This window comes from Spirosoma sp. KNUC1025 (genome assembly GCF_045160025.1).
GTDB lineage: Bacteria > Bacteroidota > Bacteroidia > Cytophagales > Spirosomataceae > Spirosoma.
This window is the reverse complement of sequence record NZ_CP087139.1, coordinates 6362587-6386327: the sequence shown is the minus strand read 5'-3', so window position 1 is coordinate 6386327 and position 23741 is coordinate 6362587. Positions and strand designations below refer to the sequence as shown.

25 protein-coding genes are annotated in these 23741 nt (G+C 49.5%); 13 read left to right on the top strand and 12 right to left on the bottom strand.

Annotated features, from left to right (window positions below; translation table 11 throughout):
- Positions 1–71: 71 nt before the first annotated feature.
- A complete protein-coding gene (locus LN737_RS27990; RefSeq protein WP_405514110.1) occupies positions 72–476 on the bottom strand; it encodes a DoxX family protein in 405 nt (134 codons plus the stop codon).
- 80 nt (positions 477–556) lie between these two features.
- On the opposite strand from LN737_RS27990, the gene LN737_RS27985 reads away from it, so the two are divergent.
- Positions 557–913: a helix-turn-helix domain-containing protein gene (locus LN737_RS27985; RefSeq protein ID WP_405514108.1), complete on the top strand. Its 357-nt coding sequence runs from the start codon at positions 557–559 to the stop codon at positions 911–913.
- Positions 914–1304: 391 nt separating this feature from the next.
- On the opposite strand, the gene LN737_RS27980 is transcribed toward LN737_RS27985, so the two are convergent.
- The gene (locus tag LN737_RS27980; RefSeq protein ID WP_405514106.1) at positions 1305–1469 is read right to left on the bottom strand and encodes a hypothetical protein; all 165 of its coding nucleotides are present in this window, start codon (positions 1467–1469) and stop codon (positions 1305–1307) included.
- A 186-nt stretch (positions 1470–1655) separates the two neighbouring features.
- On the opposite strand from LN737_RS27980, the gene LN737_RS27975 reads away from it, so the two are divergent.
- The 4 genes from LN737_RS27975 to LN737_RS27960 all read left to right on the top strand — a co-directional run bounded on the left by LN737_RS27975 (position 1656) and on the right by LN737_RS27960 (position 3985).
- On the top strand, positions 1656–2510 hold the full coding sequence (locus LN737_RS27975) for an AraC family transcriptional regulator (protein WP_405514104.1): 855 nt from the start codon (positions 1656–1658) through the stop codon (positions 2508–2510).
- A gap of 84 nt (positions 2511–2594) precedes the next feature.
- On the top strand, positions 2595–3011 hold the full coding sequence (locus tag LN737_RS27970; RefSeq protein ID WP_405514102.1) for an OsmC family peroxiredoxin: 417 nt from the start codon (positions 2595–2597) through the stop codon (positions 3009–3011).
- 27 nt (positions 3012–3038) lie between these two features.
- Entirely contained in the window at positions 3039–3524 is a 486-nt protein-coding gene (locus LN737_RS27965; protein ID WP_405514100.1) for a hypothetical protein, read from the top strand.
- 221 nt (positions 3525–3745) lie between these two features.
- Complete coding sequence (locus tag LN737_RS27960; RefSeq protein ID WP_405514098.1) at positions 3746–3985, top strand: hypothetical protein; 240 nt, start codon at positions 3746–3748, stop codon at positions 3983–3985.
- 175 nt (positions 3986–4160) lie between these two features.
- Here the strand turns inward: LN737_RS27960 and LN737_RS27955 are convergent, their stop codons facing one another.
- Complete coding sequence (locus LN737_RS27955; protein ID WP_405514096.1) at positions 4161–4904, bottom strand: SDR family oxidoreductase; 744 nt, start codon at positions 4902–4904, stop codon at positions 4161–4163.
- 105 nt (positions 4905–5009) lie between these two features.
- Between LN737_RS27955 and LN737_RS27950 the strand changes: the two genes are divergently transcribed.
- The 4 genes from LN737_RS27950 (at position 5010) to LN737_RS27935 (ending at position 7676) form a co-directional block, all read left to right on the top strand.
- The gene (locus LN737_RS27950) at positions 5010–5354 is read left to right on the top strand and encodes a helix-turn-helix domain-containing protein (protein WP_405514094.1); all 345 of its coding nucleotides are present in this window, start codon (positions 5010–5012) and stop codon (positions 5352–5354) included.
- Between the two features lie 136 nt (positions 5355–5490).
- A complete protein-coding gene (locus LN737_RS27945) occupies positions 5491–6336 on the top strand; it encodes an SDR family oxidoreductase (RefSeq protein ID WP_405514092.1) in 846 nt (281 codons plus the stop codon).
- Between the two features lie 148 nt (positions 6337–6484).
- Positions 6485–7093 carry a Crp/Fnr family transcriptional regulator gene (locus tag LN737_RS27940; RefSeq protein WP_405514090.1) on the top strand — a complete coding sequence of 203 codons (609 nt, stop codon included), beginning with the start codon at positions 6485–6487 and terminating at the stop codon, positions 7091–7093.
- A 196-nt stretch (positions 7094–7289) separates the two neighbouring features.
- On the top strand, positions 7290–7676 hold the full coding sequence (locus LN737_RS27935; RefSeq protein WP_405514088.1) for a YybH family protein: 387 nt from the start codon (positions 7290–7292) through the stop codon (positions 7674–7676).
- Positions 7677–7992: 316 nt separating this feature from the next.
- Here LN737_RS27935 and LN737_RS27930 read toward each other — a convergent pair whose 3' ends face one another.
- The gene (locus LN737_RS27930; protein WP_405514086.1) at positions 7993–8478 is read right to left on the bottom strand and encodes a transposase; all 486 of its coding nucleotides are present in this window, start codon (positions 8476–8478) and stop codon (positions 7993–7995) included.
- Positions 8479–9333: 855 nt separating this feature from the next.
- Here LN737_RS27930 and LN737_RS27925 point away from each other — a divergent pair.
- From LN737_RS27925 to LN737_RS27910, 4 genes are all read left to right on the top strand, one after another.
- Positions 9334–9576, top strand: a complete 243-nt coding sequence (locus LN737_RS27925) for a hypothetical protein (RefSeq protein WP_405514084.1) — start codon at positions 9334–9336, stop codon at positions 9574–9576.
- A gap of 245 nt (positions 9577–9821) precedes the next feature.
- Positions 9822–10703 (top strand): LytTR family DNA-binding domain-containing protein, encoded by an 882-nt coding sequence (locus LN737_RS27920; RefSeq protein WP_405514082.1) that lies wholly within the window; start codon positions 9822–9824, stop codon positions 10701–10703.
- Positions 10704–10822: 119 nt separating this feature from the next.
- Positions 10823–10969 (top strand): hypothetical protein, encoded by a 147-nt coding sequence (locus LN737_RS27915; protein ID WP_405514080.1) that lies wholly within the window; start codon positions 10823–10825, stop codon positions 10967–10969.
- Between the two features lie 2 nt (positions 10970–10971).
- Positions 10972–11595, top strand: a complete 624-nt coding sequence (locus LN737_RS27910; RefSeq protein ID WP_405514078.1) for a hypothetical protein — start codon at positions 10972–10974, stop codon at positions 11593–11595.
- Here the strand turns inward: LN737_RS27910 and treZ are convergent.
- The 8 genes from treZ to LN737_RS27870 form a co-directional block, all read right to left on the bottom strand.
- Positions 11570–13417 (bottom strand): malto-oligosyltrehalose trehalohydrolase, encoded by a 1848-nt coding sequence (gene treZ / locus LN737_RS27905; protein WP_405514076.1) that lies wholly within the window; start codon positions 13415–13417, stop codon positions 11570–11572. The genes LN737_RS27910 and treZ overlap by 26 nt on opposite strands.
- A 159-nt stretch (positions 13418–13576) precedes the next feature.
- Positions 13577–15550 (bottom strand): 7TM-DISM domain-containing protein, encoded by a 1974-nt coding sequence (locus tag LN737_RS27900; protein ID WP_405514074.1) that lies wholly within the window; start codon positions 15548–15550, stop codon positions 13577–13579.
- A gap of 160 nt (positions 15551–15710) precedes the next feature.
- Positions 15711–16871 carry an aldose epimerase family protein gene (locus LN737_RS27895; protein WP_405514072.1) on the bottom strand — a complete coding sequence of 387 codons (1161 nt, stop codon included), beginning with the start codon at positions 16869–16871 and terminating at the stop codon, positions 15711–15713.
- A gap of 252 nt (positions 16872–17123) precedes the next feature.
- Complete coding sequence (locus LN737_RS27890) at positions 17124–17822, bottom strand: L-ribulose-5-phosphate 4-epimerase (RefSeq protein ID WP_405514070.1); 699 nt, start codon at positions 17820–17822, stop codon at positions 17124–17126.
- 81 nt (positions 17823–17903) lie between these two features.
- Entirely contained in the window at positions 17904–19445 is a 1542-nt protein-coding gene (locus tag LN737_RS27885) for an alpha-N-arabinofuranosidase (protein WP_405514068.1), read from the bottom strand.
- A 135-nt stretch (positions 19446–19580) separates the two neighbouring features.
- Positions 19581–21071: an L-arabinose isomerase gene (gene araA / locus LN737_RS27880; RefSeq protein WP_405514066.1), complete on the bottom strand. Its 1491-nt coding sequence runs from the start codon at positions 21069–21071 to the stop codon at positions 19581–19583.
- The gene (locus LN737_RS27875) at positions 21064–22734 is read right to left on the bottom strand and encodes a ribulokinase (RefSeq protein WP_405514064.1); all 1671 of its coding nucleotides are present in this window, start codon (positions 22732–22734) and stop codon (positions 21064–21066) included. The genes araA and LN737_RS27875 overlap by 8 nt, the downstream gene beginning before the upstream one ends.
- 166 nt (positions 22735–22900) lie before the next feature.
- Positions 22901–23602, bottom strand: a complete 702-nt coding sequence (locus LN737_RS27870; RefSeq protein ID WP_405514062.1) for an NUDIX hydrolase — start codon at positions 23600–23602, stop codon at positions 22901–22903.
- Between the last annotated feature and the right edge of the window lie 139 nt (positions 23603–23741).

The following is a 23741-nucleotide window of genomic DNA, read 5'->3' as shown; positions in this document are numbered from 1 at the left end:
CCAATCTAATCTACTGCTTAGGGATGGCGTTCTCCTAAACACTCTTGACGGTCACAACTTTAGAGATTAGGTTAGCTGCTAAACGGTATCTTCACTCGACGACCCCACAGAACGAAAAGGGTAAGTGCCAGCACCACGAAGTTGATGGGTGTGTTGGCGGCTTCATCACGGGAGAAGTGAAAGCCGATGGCCGCTAGCATCAGGGCAGCGCAGCCCGAGGCTGCACCTAGGGTTAATCCTGGCCTGATTCGAGTGAGCGCCGGTAAAACGAGGCCGGCACCCCCGGCTATATCAAAGAGTGCAGTTGAGCGAAGCAAGTTTGGGTATTCTCCCGCCCAGGACCACAGCTGGGCGAGCGTAGGTATAGGTGTGAGCAGCTTGAATAGTCCCGAACCTATGAAGAGAAGAGCCAAAAGGGCCTGGGCGACCCATAAGCTACTATGGAGCGGTTTCGATTTTTTTGGTAGACTTGACATAGTAGATGCCTGGTGATTAGTCTGACAAAATTGCTTACTTTTACTTACCATTTGTAAGCAGTTACCTTGACGTAAGCAGTATGATTTTAACTAAGGGCAAAACCAAGCATGTTGATTGCTTAGACCAATTACTGCCGATCCGTGACGCGCTGGATGTGATCAGCGGCAAATGGAAGGTGTTGATTTTGACCTCCATTATGCGCGATAATCGGCGTTTTGGCGAAATACAGAGAAGCATTCCTAAAATCAATCCCAAGGTTCTTTCTAAAGAACTGAAAGACATGGAAGAGCACCAGTTAATTAACCGAATCGTTGACGAGAATAATCCGGGACTGATCGAATACATCGCCACCGATTATTCGCATTCCTTAAAGAGAGTGATGATGGAACTCTATAGCTGGGGCGTCAGTCATCGTAAACAAATTCTGGGGAAATAAGCTAATTGCCACCTCCAGTAAAGCCTCCTCTCACCTCTTATCGTATGCGACATGTAGTAATTGAGAGGTATTAAAAAACTGACTTGTAGGCAACCCTCCTTCGCCTGAAGCAAGAGCGTTTTCTGAGATGATATAACTTGACGCTTTGATAGCTGTAAAGGTCGGTTTAGCAGATATGTAAGGGTGTTCTATGACAAACTTTCCGCCAACGAAACAAATTTCGTTTTATCGTCGATTCCCATACGGACCTTCGTGGGCTTGATCCTAACCGAATTAAGGATACTTTACGCTCCTCCGTATTCGCTTCACTCGGACCATGAGCTATTTAGTGAATTAGCTTTTGCCGCCCTGGTCGAATGAGGAGCCGGGATCTGTTAGGGGTTAGTAACCACTAATGCAAGCGGCTATATCCGTTCGCCAGACTGATTGTCAAGTCCTGCAAATCTTCCGGTTTGCGGCTGGTAGCCACCAGCCAATCGCTTAGCTCCAATACCGCTTCGGCATGACCTCTTCCCAGTCCACGTGAACTGCCGGTGATAAACCAAACTATTTTCACTGCTTTCTATTGGTTACAACGTTGAGGTCAAACCCTTATGGGCAACTTTCAGCTCATCGTTGCTTAGTAAAACGCTCCTGTATGTATCGGAGCGTGGAATGGTAGCCAGGCAACCTCGTGTACGAAACGTTTGTACTAGTTTTGCAGGAAGATAAAGGTCTACGTATAGCTGAAGCATAAACAAACATGATTCTCGACCATAAGCAATACGATCTATTTGGAAAGACGCTCATCCGGAAGATTGTGCTGGAGCCGCCCTTTCGCTTCACGTTTCCGCTGGCAGACTATGCCTGTTTTTTGTATATACTGAAAGGCGACATTCAATACAACCTGGACGAAGAAAAAGTAGCCGTTCCGGTAAAACACTCGCTGCTGCTGCATTGCCTGGATGTTTCCACCGAGATTGGTAATCCGGCGCCGGGCAGCCACAACGAACTGGTCATTGTTCATTTTCACCCCGACATTTTAAAAGAGATTTACAACCGGGAACTGCCCGCCTTGCTGCAACCAACTCAAAGAAAGGTGTCCAACCAATCCAGAGACGTGATCAACAACGACTTTCTTATTCAGAAATATATGGAAGGGCTTCTGTTCTATTTTGAAAATCCTTCGCTGGTCAATGAAGATATATTGGTCCTGAAACTGAAAGAAATTGTCCTGCTGCTTTCACAAACCCGGAATGCCGAAGCGGTACACGTGATCTTATCGCAGCTTTTTTCGCCGGCTGCCTATAGCTTTAAACAAATCATTGAGGCAAATCTGTTTTCGCACATTACGCTCGATGAGCTGGCACAGCAAACGAACATGAGCCTGTCTTCGTTTAAACGTGAATTTGCTAAACTCTACAACGATACGCCTGCCAATTACCTTAAATACAAAAAGCTGGAAAGAGCTGCCGAGTTGCTACGGGTTTCTGAGGAACGCATCAGCGATATTGCCTTTAGCTGCGGCTTTCATGATCTTGCCAATTTCTCGAAAAGTTTTGCCGATACTTACAAGCTATCGCCTACGGCTTACCGGCTGAACGGAATTGCCAAATAGTTGAACCAAATCACAAAAAGAACGTGGGTCTTCTGATTCAATTTTGCCTTGTCAATAACGACAATCAATTGAAAAAAAAGGACCATGAAACGTACAGCAAAAGCACACTGGGAGGGCGACCTGAAAGAAGGCAAAGGTGAACTGACCACCCAAAGCGGCATCCTGACCAAAACCAATTACAGCTTTAAAACCCGCACCACCGATGGGGGAGTGGGTACCAATCCCGAAGAGTTGCTTGCCGCTGCCCATGCGGGCTGCTTTACCATGGCGGTGGGTGCTGCCCTTGCCCAGAAAGGGGCGAAAGCAACAGCCCTAGACACGGAAGCTACTATAACCATGGAAGGTCTTGGCATTGCATCGGTGCATCTAGTGATTACCGGTGTGGTACCCGGTATTGAAGCTGCCGTGTTTGACGCCATTACAAAAGATGCCGAACGCAACTGTATCATTTCCAAAGCGCTGAATGTACCCCTCCGTTCAGAAGCGCACCTCGTTTTTTAACTAGCCTGCACCTCTACTCTTCATCGTATGGGACTATCTAACGTAGGCATCGTTCACACCATCATTGGTATTATTGCCGTGGTGGCAGCCATCGTATCGTATTTACGGTTTGGGAAAATAAACTTAGCAGCGGTGTGGGGTAAACTCTACTTCTACACCACCCTGATCACCTCACTAACGGCATTGGGTATTTCGAAGCGGGGCGGCTTTAATGCAGGTCACGGGTTTTCCATCCTGATTGTTGTTCTGGTATTAATTGCTTACTTTCTTTATGTCAAGAAAAAGGGCAATAACCGCAGCCGGTATTTCGAAAATTTTCTCCTGACGTTCAGCTTCTTTCTATCCTGGCTTCCCACAGTGAACGAAACGTTTACAAGGGTTCCCCTGGGGCATCCGTTGGCAACTAATCCCGGCGATCCGGTTATTGTAAAAACACTGCTGGTGCTGTTTATATTATTTATCGCCGGTTCTGTTCTACAGTTTTTGAAACAAAAGAAAATGAATAAAGGGTAAACAGGTATTCCAATGAAAACAGCGGTTATAACCGCTGCCAACCCAGTTATTGGATTTGAGATGGCAAAACAGGTAGCCATGACTGGCTATTTTGTATAGGCAGGAAGCCGCAACCGGGAGATCGGATCATAGACAAACGAGTGTAAGGCAAAACCCTCCTGACATCCGGCGGTCAGTGGTCGTAGTTTCCTTCGTATGATTCAACACAACTCCCATTTATCATGACTTTTGTCTCTGCTCGCCTGATCATCATCGACATGAAGCCAATGGTTCGCTTCTACGAGCCGATCACCGGCTTTCCAATGACTCAGAGTACCGATAGTTTCGCTGAATTGCAGACCCCTTCGTCTATGTTAGCCATCGGCAGCACTCGTACCTTGCCGCTAGTTGGAGGAGAGAATATCGCTAAAGCGGGCAGTCATCACTCAGCCATTAGTGAATGTCGGGAACGTATCGACTAGCATTTGACTTTATCAATCCAGCGCCCCAACAAATGACTGTTTTCGTCTGTCTTGTTTAGGAGGGTATTTTGAGATTAATGTATGGCCGGTTATCACAGAATGGCCGGAAGCTTAGTTGTCCTCCGGCCATTTCGAATTAGCCTGAAAGGCATTCTTTGAGAATGCCAGTATCGGCTCACTTTAGCATATACTGCAAGGAGCCTCCGTCAACGGCGATATCGGCTCCGTTGATGTAACTGGCCGCTTCGGAAGCCAGAAACAGCACCGTGCTGGCCACTTCATCTGCCGTGCCTAAGCGCTGTAAGGCATTCTTCGAGGCCAGATAGGCTTGAGCTCCCTCAGGGGCTACCGAGTCCAGACCAGGGGTTTTTATCGGCCCCGGGCTAACGATATTCACCCTGATCTTTCGCTCAGCCAGCTCATTGACCGCAATGTCGGCGATTTTATTGAGAGCGGCTTTCGTAGCCGAATACACACTGTTGCCGACGAAGGCGGCTGAAGCGACACCCGATGAGGTGAACGTCACCGACGAGCCATCCGCCAGGTAAGGCAGCAACTTTTGGAGCGTAAACAGGGGCCCTTTCACGTTCGTATTGAACTGGGCATCGTAATCCGCTTCCGTGATGTGTTCGATCGGTGCCACGACGGCGGTAGCCGCATTCAGCAGCAGCACATCCAGTTTTTTTTCACTTTCCGCCACCGCCTTTTCCAGTACGGCAATGCCTTCCAGGCTTGATGTGTCCGATACGAGGGCCGTTAAATTCGGACTGTTGATCTGCTCAGCCGCTTGTTGCAATTTGTCTGCATTTCGGCCTGTAATCCAGACCGTGGCTCCTTCATTAATAAAGGCTTTTGCCGTGGCCAGCCCAATTCCCTGGCTTCCACCCGCTATAACTATATTTTTATTGGCGAACTTCATGAGTTGCATATTTTAGTATTTACTCCGCAAACATAGTCTTTGCTAGTTTATTTTCGTTACTTTGTTACCAGATGTAACGGTATAGTTTAGGTAACCAAGTAACTGATGATGGAAGCAAAATGCCACAAACGGGATCTGATGGCCATCCATGACGCCATGGATATTTTGAATGGGAAATGGAAAATCTCCATTCTCTCCACGCTTTGCTATTACAACGAGCGACGATTTTCTGAAATCCTGCATGACCTTAACGGTATTTCCAACAAACAATTAAGCAAGGAATTGAAGGAGTTGGAGCAGAATAAGCTCGTTAAACGAACCGTGTTGGACACCCAGCCCGTGACGGTTCATTATACCCTAACCGAATACGGTTGGACGTTACAGGGTCTGATTAATTACCTGGCCGATTGGGGAGCCAAACACCGTGAGGTCATTTTCAGCGCGGTATAAAACCAGGCTAAGCTATTAAATTTTATCAATACTTGGCCAACCTAATCCATCCTATACAAGTTTAGGGTACTGAGAAATCTTCCCCCTGGGAAGCCTTGTTAACCATTTATTTCCATAACCTCTTCATTTCTGGCTCATGCCGACTATTTTTATAACCGGTGCTTCATCGGGCCTGGGGAAAGCCACCGCCAACTTGTTTGCCGCCCGCGGCTGGCAGGTTCTGGCTACTATGCGTCATCCTGAAGCGGAAACCGAGCTGACACAACTGCCTAGTGTTCACCTGCTGCCCCTCGACGTAACCGATCCGGTAGCCATCGAATCGACGGTGCAACACGCGCTTACCTTGTCTGCAGTCGATGTCGTCTTCAACAACGCAGGCTATGGGCTCATCGGCGCCCTGGAAGCGGTCTCCGACGAACAGATCACTCAATTGGTTGCCACCAACCTGCTGGGCGTAATCCGGGTTACCAAAGCCTTTCTGCCGCACTTGCGGGCGAAAAAATCCGGCTGCATCATTAACACCACCTCCATTGGCGGGCTTATTGCGTTCCCCCTCTACTCGATTTATCACGCCACCAAGTGGGCCGTTGAAGGCTGGAGTGAGAGTATGTCGTTTGAATTGGCCCAGCATAACATCCAGATTAAAACAGTTTCGCCAGGGGGGATAGCCACTGATTTCACCGGCCGCTCGCTGGTGGTGGTCGACCATGAGGCTTATAGCCCTCTCTTGCAAAAGCTACTGAGTGGCCAGGCCAATGTTCAGTACTCCGTACCCGAAGCGATTGCCGAAGTAATCTATCTGGCAGCTACTGATCAGACGGACCAACTTCGCTATCCGGCCGGGGCCGACGCGATAGCCACCTACGCACACCGGTTAACTGTTGGCCCCGAAAGCTTTCGGCAGGAGGTGGCCGGCCGGTTTGCCTCGGATCAGGAAGCCAGTTTAAGCACGCTGAGTGCGGGTAAAAACAATGTTGGCTAGCGCAGTTGTCCAGGCTGACTTCACTTCTGACCCATACGGAGGGAATCAATGGATAAGGCAAGCGGACTAGTGGTATCGGCAATCCTTGCAGAAGAACGTCAATTTAAGTCTATATTGCCTTACTTAATAACTGTTAGTAATTACCTGATTGAATACTAAGATCCGGGAGGCTCCCATGTATGATATTCTTTTTTCCTACATTCAACAGTTCAATTCCGTACCAATTACGGCGGACGAGAAAGAGAGGTACAGAGCTGCTTTTTCGCCATTTAAACTAAGAAGAAAGCAGTATTTTCTTCAGGAAGGCAATCGGTGTCACTCCTTTGCCTTTATTATTAAAGGGGCCATGAGGCAGTTTACCATTGACGAAAAAGGGGCCGAACATATCGTACGTCTTGGTATCGAGAACTGGTGGATGGGCGACCGGGAAAGCTACGTCATGAACACGCCAAGCGTTTATAATATAGATGCTTGGGAAAATACTGAAATGCTCCTGCTTAGCCGGCAACATGCACTGGACCTGTCGACAATTCCAAGCTTCAGCTATATGTTACATCGACTCGACGAAAAGAACAACATGGCCAACCAGCGCAGGATTACCGCGGCCATCAGTGCGTCGGCAGAAAAACGTTATAGGGAGTTCGCTGCCTGTTATCCGGACCTGCTGGACCGTTTCCCTCAACATATCATTGCTTCCTATCTGGGCTTTACCAAGGACACGTTGAGCCGCCTAAAAAACAAGCACGTTAAGGAATAACTGGCTATCCATGCACTATTCACAGACTATTAAAGTAGACTTAAGTCTACTTTTTTTTCGATTTACATCATCGTTTGATTCAACCGGGTTAAAGACATTTGCAGATGATTAATTAGCCTGTGGCTAGTCATGCCCTGTATAAGACTTTAAACTATAAACCCAGGCATGTTGGTGGCATAGATCAATCACTACAAACATGGAAAATCAAAACAAAGCAGCCGTCGAAAACGCATTAACCAATTATTTCAATGCTCTAAATGAATCGGATGTAAACACTGCAGTCGGTTCCTATACACCAGACGGTGTATTTATGGCCGCTGGCGCACCAACCGCTATTGGTAGAGCCCAATTGGTCACAGCCTATGAATATCTTTTCAAGGCTATCCAATTAACGGTCAACGTAACCCTTGACGAGGTGATCATAAAAGATGACATCTCCTTTGTGCGGACCCATTCAAATGGAACGACACTCATTCATGCGACCGGCGAAACTATTCCTGCCGAAAACAGGGAGTTCTTTTTATTAAGGAAGGAGAAAGGCGAGTGGAAAATTGCCCGGTATCTGTTCAACCAACCTACATAGTTTGGCGGATGTGCCGATAACCAAGGAATCTCCGAAACAAAAGCTGACGAATAATATTCGTCAGCTTTTGTTTCGGATGCTACAAATAGTAGTTGACAATTAAAGAGGTCGTCCAATTAAACGCCCGTTAGTACGCGACAGTCGCCTAACCTCAACCAATTGCGCCAATCTTACCTTTCTTCATTCTCAAATTGTCATCTCAAGAATTAACGTCTCATTTTGGTGTAGCGTCCTAAAATAAGTTTACAGTTTCGAAGTGAATTTAGTAGTTCATGCTTATAGTCCTACCATTGGTTTACAGTATCTCAACTAAAAATCAGCTGGCGATTTCCAGATCTACTTCCCTTTTCTTATAGTAATTCTTCCAGCGTCTTCGCAAATCACCCGTCTGTTGATGGGCCTGCTGTGGGGTCATCATGTCACAACTGCTATGGGGGCGTAATGAATTATAGATCAGGACAGCTTGGGCAATCCCTTTTTTGGCTACAGCCAGGCTAGGATAGTGATCGGCTAATAGCTCCTGTTTCAATATTCCGTTCACCCGTTCCGCGATAGCCGGTCCGCCGGTGCGGTTTTCCAATGGATCTCCACTTTGCGTCATGCTGATTTGGATGGTATTATCCTTTAAAAGATTGACATACTCCAGGCAACAATACTGCACGCCCCGGTCGCTGTGGTGAATCAATCCACTCTTGCCCGGGCAGTCTTTCAAGGCCATCGACAAGGCTTGTAGGCTGCCCATCGCACTCAGCGTTTCCGATACACAATATCCAACGATTTTTCGGCTATAAGCATCCGTCACTAAGCCGCTACGGCGGAACGTTCAGATAAGCAAAGCCATCACCGACCAAAATATAGCGGGGCCGCCCGTGCGGTTATATCGATCACCCATAGCAAGTTGGGTGCCTTTGGCACATACTCACGTATCAGATTCGAGTACTTCTTCTGCCAGTGATTAGAAAAGGTAGTCTTGACCTTACGTCGACGCTTCTTTACTAATAGTTTATGCTCTCGTAGCAAATCAAATAACGCATCTCGCCCCATCTTTAACTGGTGTTCTTGGACAAAACCCTGCATCAGCACGAGTAACTTTCTGGTGCCTAATCGGGGTTGCAGCGAGCGGTGGAGCAACACTTGCTGAATAACCAGCTCGGCTTCGAAGCAGGCCTGGGGCTCAAATCTAAAGGAATTTCTATCTGAGTCTTGTGCTTCAGTAAGCCAGTGGGGTCCTAAATTGCTCCATGAGTCGTCAGCTCAGCCGAAGGCGGTAGGTCATCCCCACTGGCTCGGACAGCCGACGCTGCTGGTTTATTCTCAGTTTGAGACCTTTCCAAGGTAGGATAATCTTGGAATATTTACAGGGGCAAATCTAAAGGCCGAAGCGAGCCTATGTGGCTGTGCAAAAGAAGTTGCTCCTGTTAGCTTACGGGCTATGGCGTCATCAAACTACGTATGACCCTCAGCATTCGACCCAAGTAAAAAAGGAAATCCTATTAACCAGCAAGCCGGATCAGACTGACAAAAAAATAGTCCCGACTAGCGGGACTACACGGGATCAATCCACCGTAGCGGAGTTGTCCTTTGGGTAAGTCAAAGATATTGAAAAAACACTAACCCAAAAGTTGTTTCTCACGACAGTACCAGCGGCAAAACCCGAGTGAGTCACCAAGCCCGCAAACGGCTGAAATCGTTGCTTCACATAGGTACCATGTCAGCCATCCAGATGAAGGGCAATCTTCAGAACTATTATCAGCGTAAGTTAGGTGAGGGTAAGCCTGCAATGCTGGTGCTCAATGCGGTTCGCAACAAATTAATTCATCGCGTTTGCGCTGTTGTGCGTCGGGGTGAAAAATATCCGGGCCGCCGGGCGGACAAATTTTATACCCCTTCGTTTGTTTAATCCATAGAAATCGGTGCGGTATAACCGGCAACGGAGGCATTCGGCCTTAGGCTATCTTTCACCATTTGAGTAAAATAGAGTGCAGTATCAAAATGTCGCTTAAACTTTTGTCCAGTATTCTGTTGTAAGTCCGGTTACAAACTGTTTTATAAGGACGTCATTTAGACTGGATCGTTATTATTAACTCCTCTCTTCGTGTTGCTGATGGTTTGTTACATTTGCTTTAGACAAACCACACATACGGGATGGCTCCTCTCACTTGGCGACAACATACGATACTTCGGCTGGCGGTAGTGCCTATTGCCGCTATGGTCGCATCCCATATTGTCTTTAGTCAGGTGTTGCCGGGCCAGCCTGGTTACCGATTTCCGTGGCCGTATTTTCTGACGGTTGCTACGGTGATGTTTTCCTGCTGGGAAGTTAATCTGGTTGTTTTTCGATGGCTGGATGTACGTATCCCTTTTGGGCAGAATCCGGTCAGACGGTTAATTCATCAATTTCTCTGGGGCGGGTGCGCTACGCTGTTAACGTTTGCGTTCGTTTTTCCGCTGGCTCAGCGTCTGTATACCGGCCATTGGCCAGTCATGTACATCGTTTTCAGAGGGGTGGCGGTTTGTATTACGCTGGCGTCGCTCGTGAATGGAGGCTATTCCGGGCTTTATCTGGTAAAAGCCTTTATGGCAGAGCGTAAAAACAAGTCTACTATCTCGGGTAGCGAACCCATGCCGAAACTAGCTAATGACCAGACGCTATCGGGTTTGCAGTCGCTGGTTACAGTGGATATAAACAACGGTCAGCTGCGTTTGCCCATTGAGCAGGTCGCCTACTTCTATACGGCAGGCGGAGTGGTGTTGCTGGTCAAAACTGATGGGCAGCAGGTCGTTACGCGCTACGCATCGTTCGCTCAATTAACACCCGGATTGGATAAACGTTATTTCTTTCAACTCAGCCGACAGTTTGTCGTGGGTTTGGGCGCCGTTCGATCCGTTCACGACGATGTGAATCGGAAACTTGTTGTTTCGCTGGTTCCGGCCTTGCATAAACAACAGGCCAGTCAGGACGTCACTGTCAGTCGGTATCGCAGCCTTGACGTTCGGAAATGGTTGCAGACGTCGATTGCGTCCTGACCATTCATGCTGCTTTTACGTACCATTCATCGGCTAATGAGACATTGTGCTTCCAGGCGTTCCAGAATCCATTTTCCTTTGCTTCTGCAAGCGCTGATGCCTGCATTAAGCACTAGGTTATGCAACCCGATCTGTCTCATCTTTACGAAGCCACACCCCTCTGGCTGGCCATTTTTTTTGCTGGAACAACGCTGGCAACAGTCTACCTGCTTTACGTTGCCGTTCGGCAGGTGTCGATTCGGGGGGCATCGCATTACTTGCGGTAAGTGTGATCTGGCTGGGAGCGTTGGCCTTTCTGGCTTATTATCACTTTTTTCAAAATCTCAGCGCCAAACCACCCCATTTTCTGTTGGCTATCGGGCTTCCCTTACTGCTCATAGCCGGGTTGGCGGTGACAACGAAAGGCCGCGCCCTGACCAGCACGCTACCCTTGTCAACGCTTACGCTGCTACATACGGTACGTGTGCCCGTTGAACTGACACTCTATGGGCTCTACGTTTATCAGCAGATACCACAACTGATGACGTTTGAGGGACGTAACTTCGACATACTGGCGGGGCTGACCGCGCCTGTTGTCTCCTATTTCGCGTTTCGCCAAAAACGGTTGTCGGCGCGTGGGTTACTGCTCTGGAATATACTTTCGTTGGGGTTAGTTCTCAACATTGTTGTTCAGGCTATTCTGTCGGCGCCTTTACCGTTTCAGCAACTGGCGTTTGATCAGCCCAATGTCGGTATCCTGAAATTCCCCTATATCTGGTTACCCGGTTATATTGTCCCGGCTGTATTGTTTGGGCACGTAATAGCGATTCAGCGCTTACTCAGGGAGATTACTGGCCATAAATCGGCGGATAAGCCCAAAGGCAACGCTACGTATTTGTATAAATCAGAATAGATTCTGGCTGACTGGTTACGGAGCCGTTACCGGCTATTTCCGAAGGAGACGCTATGGGGCCAAGCCATTGCGGATCAGCCGAATCCAGTAGTTTTTTCCAGGCTTTCTCACTGATTGGTAAAGTAAACGCCTGGGCCTCTTTGGAAAAATTCATCAGGCACACCACCGTTTCCGCAGATTGCCCCGCTTCCGAATGTTGACGGAAGAGGGTAAGGGTTTGCCGGGCTTCGTCGACCACAACAGCTACCGATTCGCGATCCGGATGGCGTAAGGAGGAATGTTTCCGTAACGCGAGGAGCGTCTGATAATATCGGAACAGGGTCTGGTGCGGTTCCCTGCTGAGTCGTGTCCAATTGAGTTTTGATCGTTCAAAGGTTTGCTCATCCTGCGCATCGGGGGCTTCGAAAGGTCCCTGAAAAGCGGCAAATTCCTTTTTGCGGCCCTGACGTACCGCTTCGATCAAATTGGTGTCGGAATGGCTCACAAAGTAAAGGAACGGATTTAGTTCGCCCCACTCTTCGCCCATAAACAGCATGGGCAAATAAGGACTGCTTATGACGGCTCCGGCCATCAGTTTCTGCATCTCAAGGCTTACCAGCTGGCTCGGTCGTTCGCCCAGCATCCGGTTGCCAATCTGGTCGTGGTTTTGTGAGAACACAACGAATTGCCGACCTGCGTGCCCTGCCGTTGATTTGCCAACAATGCGGGCACGACGCGGCATATACGTACCGTCATAAACGTAAGCATCTTTATAGGCTTTGGCTAAATGCTGAATGCCGTTGTAGTCAGCGTAATAGCCGCTACGCTCGCCACCGGCCGTTACCCGCAGCGCATGGTGGAATTCATCATTCCACTGCGCATCCATCCCATAGCCCTGATTAGCCAGCGGCTGAATGAACCGCGTTTCGTTTTGATCCGATTCCACAATCAGATAATGCTGCCGGCCCGTTTGCTGCATCAATTCATCAACGTACTGCTTGATCTCACGCAGAAGATGGGTTTCACGGGCATCATGGATGGCGTGGGCGGCATCAATTCGTAAGGCATCAATGTGCAAATCCCGAAACCACATCAGCACATTTTCAATGAAATAGTGCCGAACACTGTCACTGTAGTCATCGTCAAAATTCAGTGAATTTCCCCAGGGTGTCTGGTAGCGCGTCGTGAAGTAAGGGCCGTAATCGGTAAAGTAATTTCCTTCTGGCCCCATGTGATTGTAAACCACATCGAGAACGACGGCCAGCCCTTTTCGATGGCATGTATCAACCAGTCGTTGTAAGCCCGCAATGCCGCCGTACGAATGTTGCACCGCATATGGAAAAACGCCATCGTAGCCCCAGTTGCGCGTACCCGGAAACTGCGCTACCGGCATGATTTCAATGGCATTGATGCCTAATTCGATCAGGTAATCCAGTCGGGTTTCGATGCCCGCAAATGTACCTTCTGGCGTGAACGTACCGGTGTGCAGCTCATAAAGCAGGTAATCTTCCAGCGGTAGATTAGACCATCCCGTATCCGTCCAGACAAACGATTGTGTGTCTACTGCCTGCGAAGGGCCATGAACACCCTCAGGCTGCGCCAATGAGGCAGGGTCGGGTCGTTCGAGGGCATCATTCAGAACAAATTTATACGTATCGCCGGGTTGTAACTGGCTCACCTGAGCCTGCCAGTAATTACCATCGTTGGTAAGTGGGATCGTTACGTCCTGTTTGTACAGATGTAGTGCAACGGATTGGGCCAGGGGTGCCCACACCCGTACACAGGCGCCGTTGTCGGAAAATGTAATGCCCAGCGTTCGGCGGTCGATAAGTGCCTGATTCATGCGGTGAGACAGTGATCGCGTAAATAGTCATGCAGACAACAAGCTACCGGGCCTATGTGTTGGCAGAATCGGGTAAAAACGGGCTGATTAAGTCGATCTTCCGGGTTTGAAACGGATGGAGCAGAATGGTACTGAAAAGTACAGGATGGGCTTACTTTATCAAACTTGCACCTCTACGGTTGTACCCTCATCCGCAATCATGCGAAACGTACCGCCCAATTCCTTTGCACGGCTTTGCATGTTCTGAAGTCCGTAATGAGGTTCTGTTACGGCGCTGTTGGGCCAACTGAAACCGCGTCCGTTATCGTGAATACGCAGGTTGATATGGCCATCTGACTGAACGTGCAGTTGAACCGTAGCCTGCGTGGCCTGAGCGTGTTTAATAACATTGTTGAGGGCTTCCTGCACGATTCGAAACAAATTCAGCACCTGTGCCGAGCTAAGCCGCTGTGTCTGCGAACCCGTTATCTGCGCGTCAACATGCAGCCCGTCCGTTTCCTGAACGTAGCGGTTGATGTATTGATTGAGCCGGTCGGAAAATTCTTCAACCGTAAAATTCTCCTGATGGATAGCCCAGATGGTTTCGCGGAGGAGTTTGACCGCTTCCCGTGTGTACTTGACAATCGTTCGCAACTGCCCCGACCACTGACGGCCATTGAGCACGGGCTGTTTTTCCGCCTGGTCGCTGATGTGGCTCAGGTTCGTGACTACAAATGCCAGGTGTGCACCTACGTTATCGTGAAGATCGCGGGCAATACGTTCTTTTTCGATCAGCAGGCTGTTTTTCATGGCCAGCGTCTGTACTTCCGCTTCATACGTTCGTTGCTGCTGGATGGTCTGTTCTTTAATGAGCCGTTCGGTCTGATCCCGGTCCATTTTATACCGATAAGCCAAACCAATCGTCAGGACAAGTACTTCAAACAAGGCTGCAGGGGCGTAATAGGCAAAATTGGCAACGGCTTTGTAGGTAGGAAGCAACCCGAGATTGGCAAAAACAAGCCCGAGGTTCAGGGTATAGAAAGGAGCTATCGCAATTAAGTACAACCAGGCTTCCCGGCCATTGTATTGCCGAACGATGCTGATGACAATATAGGCTATAATGACCGGCATGGGAAGCCAATAAAACGTAGTGAATATCCGTACCAGCACCAGTTCGACGGTAGGTGATAGGGGAGCAATCCATTCGACGGTCAGGGTAAGCAGGCACACCAGACCACACCAGAGTACAACTGTTCCAATGGTGTGCAGCCTGCGCGACTGCGTATATCGTAACGGCAGAAAGGCGCGAACGAAAATGAGCTGTGAATAGAACAGAACGAGCGGAAACAGGAAATAAACGTTCTGACGGGGCATCCAGAATTGCTCCTGAAACGCAAACTGGTTCATGAACCCGTTATTGATAATGAAAAATCCGACTAAGCCTAGTAAGCAGAAAATGTATTTTGAATAAACATGATTGAACGTATTCAGAAAGAAGATCAGGCTCATTGCCGCCACAAACGTCAGTGTAAATACGATACCTCCCCAGAATAGGTAACTTTTCTGTACGGTTAGTTCGTAAGCCGATTCCCGAACGAGTTCGATGGGAACAATCTGGGTACCCCGATGCTTTAACACCCGTAAATAGGCCGTTACGCGCTGATGGGCCGGAACAGTAAACGGAAACCAGAAATAGCGATGGTGTCGAAGCCGTTGCGTAGCGGGCGTTTTCCAGCCCACGACCGGCGATGTTGACAGGAGATGACCCGATTCATCGACAATAAACAACTGGAGTTCGTCGAAACACCAGAAATCGATTTCGGCAAGCCACGATTGCGGCTGTGGGGCCGCGTTCTCCATCCGGAACCGCAACCAGATGGGCTTTGCTCGTTGCGCAGCGGTAATGACGCCAAAATTTGGAACGGGCGACGTGACCGGTTGGAAGGCTGACGTACCCGTTAATTGAGTAACGTCCCCGACCGTTCTGATACCCGACGAATCCCGAAAGTACGTCAGTTTCCCCTCCAGCGAAAGCTGATCCTGTTGGTCGGTAAGCGTAACGACGGGCTGGTTATGTAATGGCTGAGCCGCCAGATGCACTACCAGTGGCGAACAGGTTAGCAGGACTAGTAAGAGCTGGATAAAACGTCTCATTTACCGGACGGGTGACCCACTAATGTAAAACGATAGCTATTAATAAACAAATGAATACCAGTCGATACGTGTGCCATTGATCCGTAAAAACGAACGGTGGTGACCGATTCTAGGAGCACATTTCCAGAACCGGTCACCACCGTTCGTTTACAAGAATAGACTACTCTTTCCGGGTAGAGAACTGATAAATCGTCGTGGTTTTGTAGGTCTGACCGGGGCGCAGTACGGTAGTCGGGAAGGACGGCTGATTTGGCGAATCGGGGTAATGTTCGGTTTCGAGGCAGAGGGCGTACCGCTTTTTGTAGGGGAAGCCTTCACGACCTGTTACGGTGCCGTCCAGAAAATTGCCGGTATAAAACTGAATGGCTGGTTCGGTCGTGCGCACTTCCATGACGCGGCCACTGGTCGGCTCATACACCGTAGCGGCCAGTTTCAGCGAATCGCCCGAACCGTTCAGCACCCAGCCATGATCGTACCCGCCACCGTATTTGATCTGTGTATTCGTTGAATCGTTGATACGTGACCCAACCACCATTGGCTTGGTAAAGTCGAAGGGGCTATTAGCTACCGGCTCCAGTTTACCCGTCGGAATCAGGGTTTTGTCGACAGGTATAAATTTATCCGCGTTCAACGTAACCACATGGTCCAGAATATCGCGTTTGGCCCCACCGGTCAGGTTAAAATACGTATGGTTCGTTAGGTTCACTACGGTTGGCTTATCCGTAGTCGCCTGATAATCAATCTTCAGGGCGTTATCTTTCTGGAGGGTATACGTCACTTCCACCGACAGATTACCGGGATAGCCTTCTTCGCCATCTTTGGCTGTATAGCTCAGTTTAAGCGCCGGTTCCTCGCCTTCGATGGGCGTTGCTTTCCAGAGCACTTTGTCGAACCCGACTTTGCCACCGTGCAGGTGATTGCCCATGTTATTGATAAACAGCGAATACGTTTTGCCATCGAGCGTGAATTTTCCTTTGGCGATGCGGTTGCCGTACCGGCCGATCAGCGCCCCGAAGTACGGGTTATTTTTGACGTAGGCCGACAGCGAATCCTGCCCTAACGTAACGTCCTCAAATTTTCCATTTTTATCGGGAGCCGTCAGCGACACGATGATTCCACCATAGTTAGTGATCTGGGCGGTCATTCCCGATGCATTTTGTAATGTGTATAAGTCAGCCGTTTGTCCATCCGGCAACTGGCCGTAAGGTGCTTTCTCAATGACAGGCTTTTGTTCAGTGGTTTCTTTTTTGGAGTTGCAGGATGTCATCAGTAAAGAGGTCAGCAGAAGGGTTAGCGACAGAAATTGCGAAACAGATTTCATGAATTAATATGGGTTTGGGAAATAAAGGAATCGCTCAAAACTAGGCATTATCCGGAACGCCTACAAGCCTGTGGTGTCAGGTTCTCAAACCTGACACAGCAATGGGATTTAACCGCGTTCGGTTTTGAGAAACCTCACGGTGTCAGGTTCTCAAACCTGACACCACGGACACCGCGCCCACCACAGGCATCAATGCGCCATTCAGGAAAAACCGGTACGTCGTCAGAGCCAATAAGTACGTTTCATCGACGGTTAGCAGCCTTGTCCGTAATAGGCATTGGTACCATGTTTGCGCTCGTAGTGTTTCAGGCGGAGCGTATCTTTAATGCGGGGCGTATTGGGGTTGATCTGTAGGGTCAGATAGGCCATTTTCGCCAGTTCTTCCAGGACAGCCGAATTGTACACGGCCTTCTCCGCCGTTTTTCCCCACGTGAATGGGCCGTGGTTTTGCAGCAATACCATTTCCATTTCGTTGTAGAGCAATCCTTTCTGGGCGAACACATCAAAAATCTGATTGCCCGTTTCGTATTCGTAATCGCCCTGAATCATCTCGTCGGTCAGTGCCGGAGCGCAGGGAATATCCTGATGCGTATGGTCGGCGTGGGTCGTTCCGAAGATGGGAATATCCATACCCGCCTGCGCCCAGGCTACGGCATGCGTACTGTGCGTATGTGAAATGCCCCCGATTTTCGGCCAGGTTTTGTAGAGCAGGGCATGGGTTTTGGTATCGGATGAGGGGCGCATCGTTCCCTCCACGATTTTCCCGTCATAATCGCAGATAACGATATCCTGCGGTCTCAAGGCTTCATACGGTACGCCACTTGGTTTGATGGCAAACACAGCCCGCTCCCGGTCAACGGCGCTGACATTGCCAAACGTAAACAACACCAGCCCCAACTGTGGCAGTTGCATGTTGGCTTCATAGCATTCTTCCTTTAAGGTCGTGTACATTTTATGAATGATTGAGTTGTTGAATAATTGAGTTGTTGAATGCTACGTACTCAGTCATTCAACAACTCAATCATTCAATCATTAGAGTTCCAAAACTACCACCGAAACGGGCGGCAGAGTTACGGTTAGATTATCGCCGGAAAGTTTGGCGCCGTTGAAAGCGACGGGTTTGATTTTGGTTAAATTTTCGAACGTATTGTGGTCGCGGACATTGGCTGAAGTCAGGATACGTCCGGTAATGCCTGTTCCTTTCAGTCCTTTCAGATCGACCGAAATCTCCTGGGGTTTCGTTGGATCGATGTTTACCAGCGAGATATGCACTTTACCCGCTTTATCGCGTGAGGCTGAAACCGATACGGCCGCCAGTTTTTCGTTCTCAAATTTAAAATCATCAGATTTGATGTCAACGGGTAGCATCGTCGCGTCCTGATGAACGTTGTACATTTCCAATACGTGGTACGTGGGCGTCAGCAGTATCTTATTGCCTTTGGTCAGAATAACCGCCTGCAGTACGTTGATAGCCTGCGCCAGATTTGCCATTCGGACGCGTTCGCAATGTTTATGGAAAATATTGAGCGTAGCACCGGCCAGTACCGCATCGCGCATGGTGTTTTGCTGATACAGAAAGCCCGGATTCGTGCCCGGCTCTACGTTATACCAACCACCCCATTCATCCACAATCAGAGCAATCTTTTTCTCCGGATCATATTTGTCCATAACGGCCGAATGTTTCTCAATCAGCTCGTCCATGAGCAGAGCCTGCTGCATCGTTTTAAAATATTCCTGATCGCTAAACTGCGTAGCCGATCCTTTTTTGCCCTCACCCCACGACAGTACCGAATAGTGGTGCATGGCGATGCCTTCCATGAGCGAGCCCGGAATGTTTTTCATGAGCGTTTCGGTCCAGGTGTAATCGTTGTCGCTGGCGCCCGAAGCAATCCGGAAAATCCGTTCGTTACCAACCCGATTATTCATGAACGTACTGTACTGGCGGAAGATGTTGGCGTAGTAATCAGGCTTCATGTTGCCACCACAACCCCAGGCTTCGTTGCCCACCCCCCAGTAACGGACATTCCAGGGCTTCTCCCGACCGTTTTGCTGCCGAAGATTCGACATGGGGCTGTTTTTCTCGAAATTGACGTACTGCACCCACTCGCTCAGGTCCTGAACCGTGCCGCTGCCGACATTACCCGCCAGATACGGTTCCGTACCCAGCAATTCGCACATATTCAGGAAGTCGTGCGTACCGAAGCTATTGTCTTCTGTAACGCCACCCCACCACGTATTGACGATTTTCGGCCGTTTGGCTTTCGGCCCGATGCCGTCTTTCCAGTGGTACGTATCCGCAAAACACCCGCCTGGCCAGCGCAGATTAGGGATCTTTAACTTTTTCAGGGCGGTCACTACGTCCAGACGAACACCGTTCTTGTTGGGAACTTTCGCGTTGTTCTCACCCACATAAAAACCATCGTAAATGCACCGGCCCAGGTGTTCAGCAAAATGGCCGTAGATGTGGCGGCTGATCTGGTGTTTGCCCTCATCTGCCTTAATTGTCACTTTGTTCTGAGCCGAGACCATCAGGCTGATGCTGGCCGAGAGAAGGGTTAGGAAGAGTTTTTTCATAGTTATCTAATTTTGAATGATCGAGTGATTAAATAGTTGACGTATTGTTTTTATTCAATCACTCAATCACTCAATCATTCAATCATTCAATCATTCAATCATTCAATCATTCAATCATTCAATCATTCAATCATTCTATTTATAAGCTGCTTCGCTCCAGCGTAATTCGTTTTTCAGTTGACGCAGGTTCGTGTTGCGGTCAATTACGACCAGTTCGACTCCGAAAATGTCGGCGAAATCTTCGATGTGTTCGGTTGTCAGGTTCTGGCTATAAACCGTATGGTGAGCGCCACCGGCCAGAATCCAGGCGGCACAGCCGGTTTGCATGTCGGGTAGGGGCTTCCAGATGGCGCGGGCTACGGGCAGTTTGGGCAGCGCTTCAGGAACCGCTATCGCTTCTACTTCATTGACCAGAATCCGGAACCGGTTACCCATATCGATCAACGATACGTTAATCGCCGGACCCGCTGGTGCGTTGAATACCAGACGAACCGGATCGGCTTTTCCGCCAATACCCAGCGGATGAATCTCACAGGTTGGTTTGTCGGCTGCAATAGATGGACAGATTTCGAGCATGTGTGACCCCAGAACCAGCGGATTAACCGGGTCGAAATGATACGTATAATCTTCCATGAACGAGTTGCCGCCTGGTAAGCCCGACGCCATCACTTTCAGCGTGCGAACCATCGCCGAGGTTTTCCAGTCGCCCTCACCACCGAAACCATAGCCTTCCGCCATCAGGCGCTGGGAAGCAATACCCGGCAGTTGAGTCATGCCGTGCAGGTCTTCGAACGTATCGGTATAGGCCGAGAAGTTGCCATCCTGCAGGAATGCCCGCAGCCCGATTTCAATTTTGGCCGCGTCACGTAGCGAACTGTGTTGCGCTCCGCCTTTCAGCAGCGATTCCATGAGCGTGTAACTGTCAGCGTACTCGGTCACCAACTGATCAATCTCGGCATCGGTTACCTGATTGATTACCGCGACTAGGTCGCCAATGCCGTGCGTATTCACCGACATACCAAACACCATTTCGGCCGCTACTTTATCGCCGTCTGTGACGGCCACCTGCCGCATGTTGTCGCCAAAGCGAACGACTTTCATGGTTTTCAGCTCGTAAGCCGCTACGGCAACGCGAGCCCACGACGCAATTTTAGCCACTACGTCATCCTGCTGCCAGAAACCGACCACCACTTTGCGGTTGAGCCGCATCCGCGACATGATAAACCCAAACTCCCGGTCGCCGTGCGCCGACTGATTCAGGTTCATAAAATCCATGTCAATCTCACCCCAGGGAATGTCGCGGTTAAATTGGGTATGCAGATGGAGCATTGGTTTTTTCAATACGCTCAGCCCGCGAATCCACATCTTGGCGGGTGAAAACGTGTGCATCCACGTAATGATACCCACGCAGTTAGGCGCTACGTTCGCTTCCTGGCAGATGGCGTAAATTTCGTCCGGCGTTTTCACAACGGGTTTAAAAACGACCCGCACCGGCACCTGTGGCGACTTATCGAAAAATTGGGCAATAATGAGCGAGTGCGCATCGACCTGTTTCAGCGTTTCTTCGCCGTATAAATGCTGGCTACCGGTGACGAACCAGACTTCGTACTTTTTTAAATCAAGCATATTGTGTTGTAATAGAAGAACTAACGCCCTGTTTGTTTTCAATAAATTCGCCCAGCTTCAGGTATTTCTGATAGAGGATTTCATACGTAGTGGCCTGCTCAGGTCGAGGGTGGTATTCGGCATCGAAGCCAGAGCCCATGGCCTGCTGAGCGGCTTCCATCGTCGGATGAACACCGGCTGCCACAGCCGCGCACATGGCCGCTCCCAGTGCACAGGCCTGATCGGCGCTGGCGACCTGGATGGGTTTGTTCAGCACATCCGCCAGCGTTTGCATCACAAAAGGCGATTTCTTGGCGACACCACCGATGGCAATCACTTTTTTGATGGGCACACCCTCCTGAATGAAGCGATCCACAATGCTGCGGGAGCCGAAAGCCGTAGCTTCGACGAGCGCTTTAAAGACTTTAGGCGCATCGGTACCCAGATTTAGACCGGCAATGGCAGCTTTAAGGGTGTGGTTGGCATCGGGTGTCCGACGACCATTGATCCAGTCGAGGGCAATTGCGTCGTTTTCCGTGACGGGTAACGTAGCAGCCTGATCCGACAGATGGGGAATCAGGCGACGGCTTAGCGTATCGGCGGCTTCATCGCCCAGTAAGTCCCGCACGGGGCCGGTAATCAGGCGGGCAAACCAGGCGTAAACATCGCCAAAGGCAGATTGTCCGGCTTCCAGACCGAGCATTCCCGGTGCTACTGACCCATCCACCTGACCACAAATTCCCCGAATGAGCCGGTGGCCAATTTCTTCATTTGGCGCCATCAGAATATCGCAGGTAGACGTACCGATAATGCGAACGAAGGCATAAGGCTCGATTTCGGCGCCAATGGCACCCATGTGCGCATCGAAGGCGCCCACGCCGATGACTACGTCGGTCGAGAGCCCCAGTTTTTCAGCCCATTCGGCAGAAAGTTTCCCCATCGACTGATCGGCCGTATGCGTATCGGTGAAGAGCCTGTCGCGTAGTCCGCTCAGCAATGGGTCAAGCCGCGTCAGAAATTCGTCAGAGGGTAATCCATTAAATTCGCTGTGCCAGAGTGCTTTGTGGCCAGCCGCACAACGCGACCGACGTAACGTCAGCGGGTTTGTGTTGCCCGTCAGTACGGCCGATATCCAGTCGCAGTGTTCAATCCAGGAAAAGGCTTTCGTCCGAACCGCTTCATCGACCCGTAGAGTCCGGAGAATTTTGGCCCAGAACCATTCCGACGAATAAATTCCCCCGACGTATTTGGTATAATCGGTATCCCAATGGTGCGCCAGATCATTGATTTCATCGGCTTCCGCATTGGCGGTGTGGTCTTTCCAGAGAATGAACATGCCGTTTGGGTTTTCGGCCAGGTCAGGACGTAGCGCGAGGGGCAAGCCGGTTTCATCCACAGCGCAGGGGGTTGACCCGGTCGTGTCAATCGAAACACCGACGACCTGCTGCCGTACTTCGGCCGGTGCCTGCGCCAACGCGCCGGTAATGGTCGCTTCCAGACCTTCAAGGTAATCAAGTGGATGCTGCCTGAACTGGGAGGTGGCCGGGTTGCAGTATAGGCCCTGTTTCCAGCGGGTATATTCGTGTACATGCGTACCGACGGCCTGGCCAGTAAGAGCATTAACGACTAAGGCTCTTACCGAATCACTGCCAAAATCAACGCCAATCACGTAGGGGTTAGTCATGGTAATCTGTAGATCGTAGGGCTAGTTAGGAATCAGAAATTTGTCTTGAATCACCACAAATTGAGTGTCTTTTTTGAATCGTGTTTGATTGACACAATGTTACAAGACAATTGTGTTATTACCACGATAAAGAGTAATTATTTTTTGTCAATAGGTCTCTGGCAGCTTATGTCAGTGTCAGTTCAGGGAAAAAGCTAACGTAGTCGGTAAGATACTGTTGATACTTCTCGGTATTCAGTCGGTACAACTGTCCTTTCTTGGTGACAGAGTTGGTGTCTTTCTCCCCGGTGTTGATTAATAAGTCTGTCGACAGGATTTTCCGGCTGAAATTCCGGCGGTCGAGCTGCTTACTATATATAGCTTCGTATACCTTTTGAAGCTGCGGAATGGTGAATTTTTCAGGCATCAGCTCAAACCCGATGGCATGCAGCGCGGCCTTGTAGCGCAACTGATGCAAAGCCTGGGTAACCATAGCATTATGGTCGAATATCAGATCTGGCTTATTGTGTAAACTGATCCAGTAGGCATTGTGTGATTTGACAGCGTTCATATCCTGCTGTTGAATGTTGATGAGCGCGTAGTACACTACCGAAATGGTTCGCTCGACAGGATCGCGATTTACGGCTCCGAACGTCTGTAGTTGTTCGAGGTAGTTATTGGTCAGGCCAGTCAGGTTATACAAAATACGCTGGGCTGCACTTTCCAGGTCTTCGTTCTCATTCAGAAACCCGCCCATCAGCGACCATTTGCCGCGTTCAGGGTCGAAGTTGCGTTTGATGAGCAGCAACTGAAGCTCCTCACCATCAAAACCGAAAATAATGCAATCCAGAGCGACCAGAATTCGACTTGGGTGGGTGTAGTGAATCATAAACTGGTGGGCAAAGCTGAGTCTAAAAAATGATTGTGTTTAAAACACGCAATGTTGACTTGATCACAAACTACTAACAATTATTCAGTCCATATCTACTTGCTGCCAGCAAGACACGTATTTAGTCATATCTAAAAAA

Coding starts and splice junctions, on each gene's coding strand:
- araA (WP_405514066.1), bottom strand. CDS start 21,071: ATGCTTGATTTAAAAAAGTACGAAGTCTGGTTCGTCACCGGTAGCCAG.
- LN737_RS27890 (WP_405514070.1), bottom strand. CDS start 17,822: ATGTACACGACCTTAAAGGAAGAATGCTATGAAGCCAACATGCAACTG.
- LN737_RS27955 (WP_405514096.1), bottom strand. CDS start 4,904: ATGAAGTTCGCCAATAAAAATATAGTTATAGCGGGTGGAAGCCAGGGA.
- LN737_RS27970 (WP_405514102.1), top strand. CDS start 2,595: ATGAAACGTACAGCAAAAGCACACTGGGAGGGCGACCTGAAAGAAGGC.
- LN737_RS27950 (WP_405514094.1), top strand. CDS start 5,010: ATGATGGAAGCAAAATGCCACAAACGGGATCTGATGGCCATCCATGAC.
- LN737_RS27895 (WP_405514072.1), bottom strand. CDS start 16,871: ATGAAATCTGTTTCGCAATTTCTGTCGCTAACCCTTCTGCTGACCTCT.
- LN737_RS27965 (WP_405514100.1), top strand. CDS start 3,039: ATGGGACTATCTAACGTAGGCATCGTTCACACCATCATTGGTATTATT.
- LN737_RS27900 (WP_405514074.1), bottom strand. CDS start 15,550: ATGAGACGTTTTATCCAGCTCTTACTAGTCCTGCTAACCTGTTCGCCA.
- LN737_RS27945 (WP_405514092.1), top strand. CDS start 5,491: ATGCCGACTATTTTTATAACCGGTGCTTCATCGGGCCTGGGGAAAGCC.
- treZ (WP_405514076.1), bottom strand. CDS start 13,417: ATGAATCAGGCACTTATCGACCGCCGAACGCTGGGCATTACATTTTCC.
- LN737_RS27920 (WP_405514082.1), top strand. CDS start 9,822: ATGGCTCCTCTCACTTGGCGACAACATACGATACTTCGGCTGGCGGTA.
- LN737_RS27885 (WP_405514068.1), bottom strand. CDS start 19,445: ATGAAAAAACTCTTCCTAACCCTTCTCTCGGCCAGCATCAGCCTGATG.
- LN737_RS27935 (WP_405514088.1), top strand. CDS start 7,290: ATGGAAAATCAAAACAAAGCAGCCGTCGAAAACGCATTAACCAATTAT.
- LN737_RS27990 (WP_405514110.1), bottom strand. CDS start 476: ATGTCAAGTCTACCAAAAAAATCGAAACCGCTCCATAGTAGCTTATGG.
- LN737_RS27875 (WP_405514064.1), bottom strand. CDS start 22,734: ATGACTAACCCCTACGTGATTGGCGTTGATTTTGGCAGTGATTCGGTA.
- LN737_RS27915 (WP_405514080.1), top strand. CDS start 10,823: ATGCAACCCGATCTGTCTCATCTTTACGAAGCCACACCCCTCTGGCTG.
- LN737_RS27985 (WP_405514108.1), top strand. CDS start 557: ATGATTTTAACTAAGGGCAAAACCAAGCATGTTGATTGCTTAGACCAA.
- LN737_RS27975 (WP_405514104.1), top strand. CDS start 1,656: ATGATTCTCGACCATAAGCAATACGATCTATTTGGAAAGACGCTCATC.
- LN737_RS27960 (WP_405514098.1), top strand. CDS start 3,746: ATGACTTTTGTCTCTGCTCGCCTGATCATCATCGACATGAAGCCAATG.
- LN737_RS27870 (WP_405514062.1), bottom strand. CDS start 23,602: ATGATTCACTACACCCACCCAAGTCGAATTCTGGTCGCTCTGGATTGC.